Consider the following 7,718-nt stretch of genomic DNA (forward strand, 5'->3'; position numbering starts at 1 on the left):
ATCGCCGAAACCCCGTGCTGCCGACGTCGGCAGCACGGGGTTTCGGCGATATGGCGGGGTCTCGGTGGGTGCGGAGGCCCGCGGGGATCAGAACCAGGCGCTCTCGCGCACCTCGCGCATCGCGACCTTGCGGGTCTCCGGCTCCAGGCGCGACAGGTACAGCTTGCCGTCGAGATGATCGGTCTCGTGCTGCAACGCCTGGGCGAGCAGCCCTTCGCCTTCGAGCACGACCGGGGCCCCGTCGAGGTCGATGCCCTCCACCCGCGCCCACGGGTGGCGCATGGCGTCGTGCCAGAGCCCCGGTACCGACAGGCAGCCCTCGCCGGTGGGCTCCGGCTCGCCGCGCACCTCGGTGAGCACGGGGTTGATCACGTAGCCGATGTCGCCGTCGATGTTGTAGCTGAAGGCGCGCAGCGGCACGCCGATCTGCGGGGCGGCGACCCCGGCGCGACCCGGCAGCTCGACGGTGTCGACGAGGTCGGCGACGAGGGCGCGGACGCCATCGTCGATCTCCTCGATCGGCGCGCACACCGTGCGCAGCACCGGATCGCCGAAGATGCGAATCTCACGGACCGCCATCAGGCGCTCTTCCCGCGCAGTCCGTCAACAAGGAGCGCCGCGAGCTCGCGTGCGGCGACGCGGGTCTCGGGCTGCAGAGATGCGAACTCGATCGTCCCTCCCCCGGCGATCCGCGCGTCGTACGGCATCCGCACGACCTTCTTCGCGCGGGAGCCGAAGTGCGCCTCGAGCTCGTTCAAGCGCACCAGCGGCGCCCCTGGCGTCGACTGGTTGAGCACGACGATGGCCTCGTGCGCGTGCTCGGCATAGCCGTTGGTCTCCAGCCACGTCAGGGTCTCCGAGGCGAGACGGGCCTCGTCGACGCTGAGGCCGGAGACGATCACGATCTGATCGGCGAGATCGAGCGTGGCCGACATGACGGAGTGCACGATGCCCGTTCCGGTATCGGTGAGCACGAGCGAGTAGTAGTGCGCGGCGACGCCGGCGACATCGCGGTAGTCGCTGTCGCTGAACGCCTCGGCGATGCGGGGATCGGAGTCGGAGGCGAGCACGTCCAGCCGCGTGGAGTCGCGCGCGACGATCGCCGAGATGTCGTGGTAGCCCTTGACCTCGTCGCGGATGCGCACGAGGTCGCGCACGGACTTGGTGTGGTGCCGCTGCACGATGCGGTCGGCGAGGGTGCCGCGGTCGGGGTTGGCGTCGACGGCGATCACCCGGTCCTCGCGCGCATCGGCCAGCGCCATGCCGAGGAGGGCCGTGACGGTGGTCTTGCCGACGCCGCCCTTGCGCGAGAGCACTGGCACGAAGCGGGCGCCGCCGGGAAGGGGAGCTGCGATCTTGGCGCTGAGCGCCTTGCGGGCGCGAGCGCGCTTGCCGTCGCCGATGTTGATGCGACGACCGGAGATCGTGTAGAGCAGGTGGCTCCATGCCCCTTCGGGCTCGGGCTTTACCTGCTTGGCGGGATCGAGCAGCCGGTCAGCGGTGAGCAGATCGGCGCTCTCGCGCGAGGCATTGCCGAGATCGTCGAGCCGCTTCGAGGAGAGAGCCAGCTCGGCGCGCTGCGCGCGGTTCGACGCCGCGGCGGCGCCCTTGTCCTTCGATGTCTCCACGGCGGGAGCCTCCTTCTTCACGACGGCGACGCGCGATGCGGTGACCGCGGCTTCGAGATCGGCCTTGGCTCGAGCGACGAAGGCCGCCGCCGCGGCTTCTGCCTCCGCGCCGGAGAATTCCTCGGCGTCGGCGGGTGCGGGTGCGGGTGCGGAGGAGCGTGGCAGAGCGGATGCCGCGGCGGTCGCCGTCGGGCGCTCCGGCGCGGCCGGCGGTTCCGGCTCGGCCAGCGGTTCCGGCTCGGCCAGCGGTTCCGGCTCGGCCAGCGGTTCCGGCTCGGCCAGCGGTTCCGGCTCGATCTCGGCATCCGGATCGGCCTCGAACGGCCGGTCATCCTGCGAATCACCCGCCGGCTCGAGCTCCGCTTCGAGCACCGGGACGGGTGACGGTGCCGCGTCGCGCCCGTCATCACCGGCATCCGCAGGCAGATCGATCACGATCGAGCCGGTGAGCTGATCCACGATCTCGACGGGCGCTGGCTCGTCGATGATCAGCTCGACGACCTCGCCGTCGATCACGTCTTCGTCGGCGAGGTCGTCGTCATCGCCCGTAGGCAGCGCGACGCTCACCTGCGCGATGCCCCCGAGCACGCCGATCGCCGACGTGTCCAGCGCCGTCGACTCATCGAGCATCCCTCGCGAGTCCTCCTCTTCCGGGGACTCGTTCTTCGTCGTCACGATCTCACTCCCAGTTTGTGCGGGTCTCGGGAGCACCCCCAGGGTGCGACCTCGCCCGCACAAGAGTAGTGCGAACGGCTGATCACGAGCAAAAGATCGCCCTCCCTGCGCCTCGGCATATCCGCGCGTTCGGCGGGTGCGAGTGTCAGCACGGGCGAAGGGAAGGTAACGTGGAGCCGTGCACGTACTCAGCGTCAGCTCTCTCAAGGGAGGCGTCGGCAAGACGACCGTGACTCTCGGACTGGCCTCCGCGGCCTTCGCCCGAGGTGTGCGGACGCTCGTCGTCGACCTCGATCCGCAGTCCGATGTCTCCACCGGGATGGATATCCAGGTCGCCGGTCGGCTCAACGTCGCCGATGTGCTGGCGAACCCGAAGGAGAAGGTGGTCCGCCAGGCCATCACCTCCAGCGGATGGGCGAAGGTGCACCCCGGCACGATCGACGTGCTCATCGGCAGCCCCTCTGCCATCAACTTCGACGGCCCGCATCCGAGCGTCCGCGACGTGTGGAAGCTCGAGGAGGCCCTCGCAGCCGTCGAGGCCGACTACGACCTCGTGCTCATCGACTGCGCGCCGTCGCTGAACGCCCTCACCCGCACCGCGTGGGCGGCGAGCGACCGCGTGATGGTGGTCACCGAGCCCGGCCTGTTCTCCGTCGCCGCCGCCGACCGGGCGCTGCGCGCCATCGAGGAGATCCGCCGCGGCCTCTCCCCCCGGCTCCAGCCACTGGGCATCGTCGTCAACCGGGTGCGTCCGCAGTCGATCGAGCACCAGTTCCGCATCAAGGAGCTGCGCGACATGTTCGGCCCGCTCGTGCTCTCCCCGCAGCTGCCGGAGCGCACCTCGCTGCAGCAGGCGCAGGGGGCTGCGAAGCCCCTGCACATCTGGCCGGGCGACTCCGCGCAGGAGCTCGCCGCCGACTTCGACCTGCTGCTGGACCGCATCGTCCGCACCGGACGCATCCCGGTTCCGGAGACCGGCTCGCAGGCCTGACGAGGCATCGCCCGATCCGGACCACTGCTGCGTCCGGGCGTCCCGACCGCCGGGGTTCTACGCCGAGCGCTTGGCGCGCCGAGCGCTGAGCTCGTCGACGGGGTCTGGGGCCGTCGGATCGAACTCGACGAGCGTCGATTCGACCTCGCGGAGAACTTTGCCCACGGCGATGCCGAAGACGCCCTGCCCGCGGCTGACCAGGTCGATGACCTCGTCGTTCGAGGTGCACAGGTAGACCGAGGCGCCGTCGCTCATGAGCGTGGTGCCGGCCAGATCGCGGATGCCGGCGCGGCGCAGCTCCTCGACGGCGGTGCGGATCTGCTGCAGCGAGATGCCGGTGTCGAGCAGGCTCTTGACGAGCTTGAGCACGAGGATGTCGCGGAAGCCGTAGAGGCGCTGCGAGCCCGAGCCGCTGGCGCCGCGCACGGTGGGCTCCACGAGCTCGGTACGCGCCCAATAGTCGAGCTGGCGATAGGTGATGCCGGCCGCGCGGGCGGCGACGGCGCCGCGGTAGCCGACCTCGTCGTCCATCGCCGGAAGGCCGTCGGTGAAGAGGAGTTCGTTCACGAACCGCGGGTCGCCTGCACGCTCGTCCGCATTCATCTGAAGTCCTCCCTGGAAGCTGATACCTCCACGCTAGAGCAGTGCTCCGGCACCGGCAACGACATCCGCGCGACCCCGGAGGCGTGTCGCAATCAGTTCGTTACGAAAGCACGCGGGCGAGGGCTTCCTTGATGAACAGGCTCCGCACCTCTTCGATCTTGCCGGCCAGCTCCGGGGCCAGTTCGCTCGCCTTGGCGCGCGAGGCGGCATCGGTGCGGCGCAGCAGCGCCGACAGGGCCGATTCGACAAGGGCGACCTCGCGCTCCGCCCCCTGCCGCAGGCTCCGCAGATGCCGCGGCTCGATGCCGTGACGGTCGAGTCCGACGAGGCAGCGCAGCAGCGTGACGGATGCTTCGCCGTAGCTCTCCTGGGCCGTCATGACGCCCGTGCTGATGGCGTCGTTGAGCAGCTGCGGGCCGGCACCGGCCGCAGCGAGGAGCTCGTCACGGCGGTAACGGCGCGGAGCGGGCGTGATCGAGGGCGGCGGCACGATGGCGGTCTCCCCCGCCGCCTCTGCTGCGTCGAGCTCCGCTCTGATGATGCTGAGCGGCATGTACCGGTCGCGCTGGAGCGTGAGGCCGAGCCTGAGTCGCTCGATGTCGGACGGCGAGAACTTGCGGTAGCCGGACTCGGTGCGCGACGGGGTCACGATCCCCTGCACTTCGAGGAAGCGCAGCTTGCTGCTGGTCAGGTCGGGGAACTCCGGCGTCAGCCGGGCCAGCACCTGACCGATGCTCAGCAGACCCGCGGACGCGTTGCGTTCGCGAGCGGGAGAGGACGCCATCAGTCGTTCGCCGCCGTGCGGTCGATCGGGGAGGCGAAGAAGTTCAGACGGAACTTGCCCACGCGCAGCTCGGAGCCGTCGACGAGGGCGCTGCGGTCGACGCGCTCGCCGTTCACGTAGGTGCCGTTCAGCGAGCGCTGGTCGATGATCTCGAAGGAGCTGCCGGTGCGGGTGATCTCGGCATGGCGGCGCGAGACGGTGACGTCGTCGAAGAAGATGTCGGCCTCGGGGTGGCGCCCGACCGTCGTGACGTCGGTGTCGAGCAGGTAGCGGGCCCCTGCGAGGGCGCCGGAGCGGACCAGCAGCAGCGCGGAGCCAGCAGGCAGGGCGGCGATGGCGCTCTGCTCCACCTCTGTGAGTTCGACACCGAAGGGCACGAAGGAGAGGTCCGAGTCGTGCCCGAACGTCTGCGTCACGTCGTGCCTCTGCTCGCCGGAACGGTGGATCGCGGCGTCTGCGGCCGGTCGGCTGTCGTTGTCTGTCACTGTGCCCTCCTGGTCGTCCAGACTAACCGATGTCGCGCCGCCGACTCCAGGGCGCTTCGCACTCAGCCCCCGCACACCGTGACTTCATAGGCTGGTCTCGTGAAGACCGCAGCCCGCAGCATCCCACTCGCCCCTCTCGCCCTCGCCGCAGCCCTGCTCGCCGCTTTCCTCGTGATCGTCTCCGCGCAACCGGCTTCGGCCCACGATCAGCTGACCGGATCGTCGCCGGCCGCCGATTCCACGGTCGAGGTGCTCCCCGGCGAGATCGCGCTCACCTTCAGCAACGACCTCATCACCGGCGAAGGCGCGACGCTGATGACCGTGACCGATGCCGCCGGCGTCTCCGTCACCGACGGCCCAGCCCTCACCGAGGGTGCGACCGTGCGCCAGCCGCTCGTCGCCGAAGCCGAAGCCGGGCTCTACCAGGTGGTCTGGAAGGTGGTCTCCAGCGACGGGCACCCCACCGAGGGCTCCTTCTCGTTCACGGTGACCAGGAGCACGGCCACGGCACCAACGGCGGCACCGGTGCAGACGCCGGTCCCGCAGGACACGTCCACGGCGACCGCGGCGCCAACCACCTCGACACCCGAGGCCTCGACGCCCGCGGATGCGTCCGAGGGGCCGTTCGGATTCTGGCTGATCGGGGGCGTCGTCCTCGCGCTTCTCGCTCTCCTCGTGCTCGTCCTCTCGCGTCGCGGAAACCGCTCCGCGCCCGGAACTGACGGCCCTTCGGCGCGCTAGGCTGGAGCCATGCCTCACTACGATGTCGTCGTCCTCGGTGCCGGTCCCGGTGGTTATGTCGCCGCCGTTCGCAGCGCACAGCTCGGTCTTTCCACCGCCATCATCGAAGAGAAGTACTGGGGTGGTGTCTGCCTGAACGTGGGCTGCATCCCCTCCAAGGCTCTTCTGAAGAACGCGGAGATCGCGCACACCCTGAACCACAAGGCCGACTTCTTCGGCATCTCGGGCGAATTCACGCTCGACTTCGGCCAGGCGTTCGATCGCAGCCGTGTCGTGGCCGACGGCCGCGTCAAGGGCATCCACTTCCTGATGAAGAAGAACAAGGTCACCGAGTACGACGGCCGCGGCACCTTCACCGGCCCGAAGGCGATCTCGGTCGCCAAGTCCGACGGCACCACCGAAGAGGTCACGTTCGACAACGTCATCATCGCCACGGGCTCGACCGTGCGCCTGCTTCCCGGTGTCACCCTCAGCGAGAACGTCGTGACGTTCGAGGAGCAGATCATGACGCGCGAGCTCCCCGAGTCGATCGTCATCGTCGGCGCCGGCGCCATCGGCATGGAGTTCGCCTACGTCCTGACGAACTACGGCGTGAAGGTCACGATCATCGAGTTCCTCGACCGCGCTCTTCCCAACGAGGACGCCGACGTGTCGAAGGAGATCGCCAAGCAGTACAAGAACTACGGCGTCGACCTCCTCGTCTCCACCAAGGTCGAGTCGGTCGTCGACTCCGGCGACAAGGTCACCGTCACCTACACCGACAACAAGACCGGCACTCAGGGCTCGATCGAGGCGTCCAAGGTGCTCATGTCGATCGGCTTCGCGCCGAATGTGAACGGCTACGGCCTGGAGAACACCGGCGTGAAGCTCACCGAGCGCGGCGCCATCGACATCGACGACCACATGCGCACGAACGTCGAGGGCATCTACGCGATCGGCGATGTCACCGCCAAGCTGCAGCTCGCGCACGTCGCCGAGGCGCAGGCGGTCGTCGCCGCCGAGACCATCGGCAACGCCGAGACCATGACGCTGGGCGACTACCGCATGATGCCGCGCGCGACCTTCTGCTCGCCGCAGGTGGCCTCGTTCGGCCTCACCGAGCAGCAGGCCAAGGACGAGGGCCGCGAGATCAAGGTCGCGACCTTCCCCTTCATGGCCAACGGCAAGGCGCACGGCCTCGGCGAGCCCGTCGGCTTCGTCAAGCTCATCGCCGACGCGGAGCACCTCGAGCTCATCGGCGCGCACATGATCGGCCCCGACGTCTCCGAGCTCCTCCCCGAGCTGACGCTCGCGCAGAAGTGGGACCTCACCGCTTTGGAGCTCGCTCGCAACGTGCACACGCACCCGACGCTGTCGGAGGCGCTCCAGGAGGGCTTCCACGGCCTCGCAGGTCACATGATCAACTTCTGATCGACGAGACGGAAGAAGCGGCGGTTGCCTTCGGGCGGTCGCCGCTTCTGTCGTCGTGGCCCGATATGTCGGGGCGCGATATCACGCTGCGTGGCGTCATTCGGCACCGGGTTCCGGTCGCAGTTCGTGTCGGTATCGGCCTCGATGGCGTGTTCCCGTCGCAGTTCGTGCCGCTTCCGCGCGGTCTTGGCGGCACAGATCGCGACCGGAACAGGGAGAGCGGATGCCGGAACGGCGTGGATCGCGACCGGAACGCGAGGACGGACGCCGGAACAGCACAGATCGCGACCGGAACGAGGAGGACGGACGCCGGAACAGCACAGATCGCGACCGGAACGCGAGGACGGACGCCGGAACAGCACAGATCGCGACCGGAACGAGGAGGACGGACGCCGGAACAG

9 protein-coding genes are annotated in these 7,718 nt (G+C 69.1%); 3 read left to right on the plus strand and 6 right to left on the minus strand.

Annotated elements, in window-relative coordinates:
- Positions 1-87: 87 nt before the first annotated feature.
- Together def and QM568_RS14145 are read right to left on the minus strand one after the other, a co-directional pair.
- Entirely contained in the window at positions 88-579 is a 492-nt protein-coding gene (gene def, locus QM568_RS14140; protein ID WP_415139819.1) for a peptide deformylase, read from the minus strand.
- The gene (locus QM568_RS14145; protein WP_415139820.1) at positions 579-2,303 is read right to left on the minus strand and encodes a MinD/ParA family ATP-binding protein; all 1,725 of its coding nucleotides are present in this window, start codon (positions 2,301-2,303) and stop codon (positions 579-581) included. Before QM568_RS14145 ends, def begins: the two co-directional genes overlap by 1 nt.
- Positions 2,304-2,481: 178 nt before the next feature.
- Between QM568_RS14145 and QM568_RS14150 the strand changes: the two genes are divergently transcribed.
- The gene (locus tag QM568_RS14150) at positions 2,482-3,294 is read left to right on the plus strand and encodes a ParA family protein (protein WP_415139821.1); all 813 of its coding nucleotides are present in this window, start codon (positions 2,482-2,484) and stop codon (positions 3,292-3,294) included.
- 57 nt (positions 3,295-3,351) lie between these two features.
- Here the strand turns inward: QM568_RS14150 and QM568_RS14155 are convergent, their stop codons facing one another.
- The 3 genes from QM568_RS14155 to QM568_RS14165 all read right to left on the minus strand — a co-directional run bounded on the left by QM568_RS14155 (position 3,352) and on the right by QM568_RS14165 (position 5,166).
- On the minus strand, positions 3,352-3,897 hold the full coding sequence (locus QM568_RS14155; RefSeq protein WP_415139822.1) for a MerR family transcriptional regulator: 546 nt from the start codon (positions 3,895-3,897) through the stop codon (positions 3,352-3,354).
- 100 nt (positions 3,898-3,997) lie between these two features.
- Positions 3,998-4,681: a MerR family transcriptional regulator gene (locus QM568_RS14160; protein ID WP_415139823.1), complete on the minus strand. Its 684-nt coding sequence runs from the start codon at positions 4,679-4,681 to the stop codon at positions 3,998-4,000.
- A complete protein-coding gene (locus QM568_RS14165; RefSeq protein WP_415139824.1) occupies positions 4,681-5,166 on the minus strand; it encodes an FHA domain-containing protein in 486 nt (161 codons plus the stop codon). The genes QM568_RS14160 and QM568_RS14165 overlap by 1 nt, the downstream gene beginning before the upstream one ends.
- 99 nt (positions 5,167-5,265) lie before the next feature.
- Between QM568_RS14165 and QM568_RS14170 the strand changes: the two genes are divergently transcribed.
- Together QM568_RS14170 and lpdA are read left to right on the plus strand one after the other, a co-directional pair.
- Positions 5,266-5,907, plus strand: coding sequence for a copper resistance CopC family protein (locus tag QM568_RS14170; RefSeq protein ID WP_415139825.1), 642 nt, complete (start codon positions 5,266-5,268; stop codon positions 5,905-5,907).
- A gap of 9 nt (positions 5,908-5,916) precedes the next feature.
- Complete coding sequence (gene lpdA, locus QM568_RS14175; protein ID WP_415139826.1) at positions 5,917-7,317, plus strand: dihydrolipoyl dehydrogenase; 1,401 nt, start codon at positions 5,917-5,919, stop codon at positions 7,315-7,317.
- On the opposite strand, the gene QM568_RS14180 is transcribed toward lpdA, so the two are convergent.
- The coding region (locus QM568_RS14180) for a hypothetical protein (protein ID WP_415139827.1) at positions 7,299-7,718 on the minus strand (420 nt) is incomplete at its 5' end. The genes lpdA and QM568_RS14180 overlap by 19 nt on opposite strands.

The organism is Microbacterium sp. (assembly GCF_047607465.1).
Classification (GTDB): domain Bacteria; phylum Actinomycetota; class Actinomycetes; order Actinomycetales; family Microbacteriaceae; genus Microbacterium.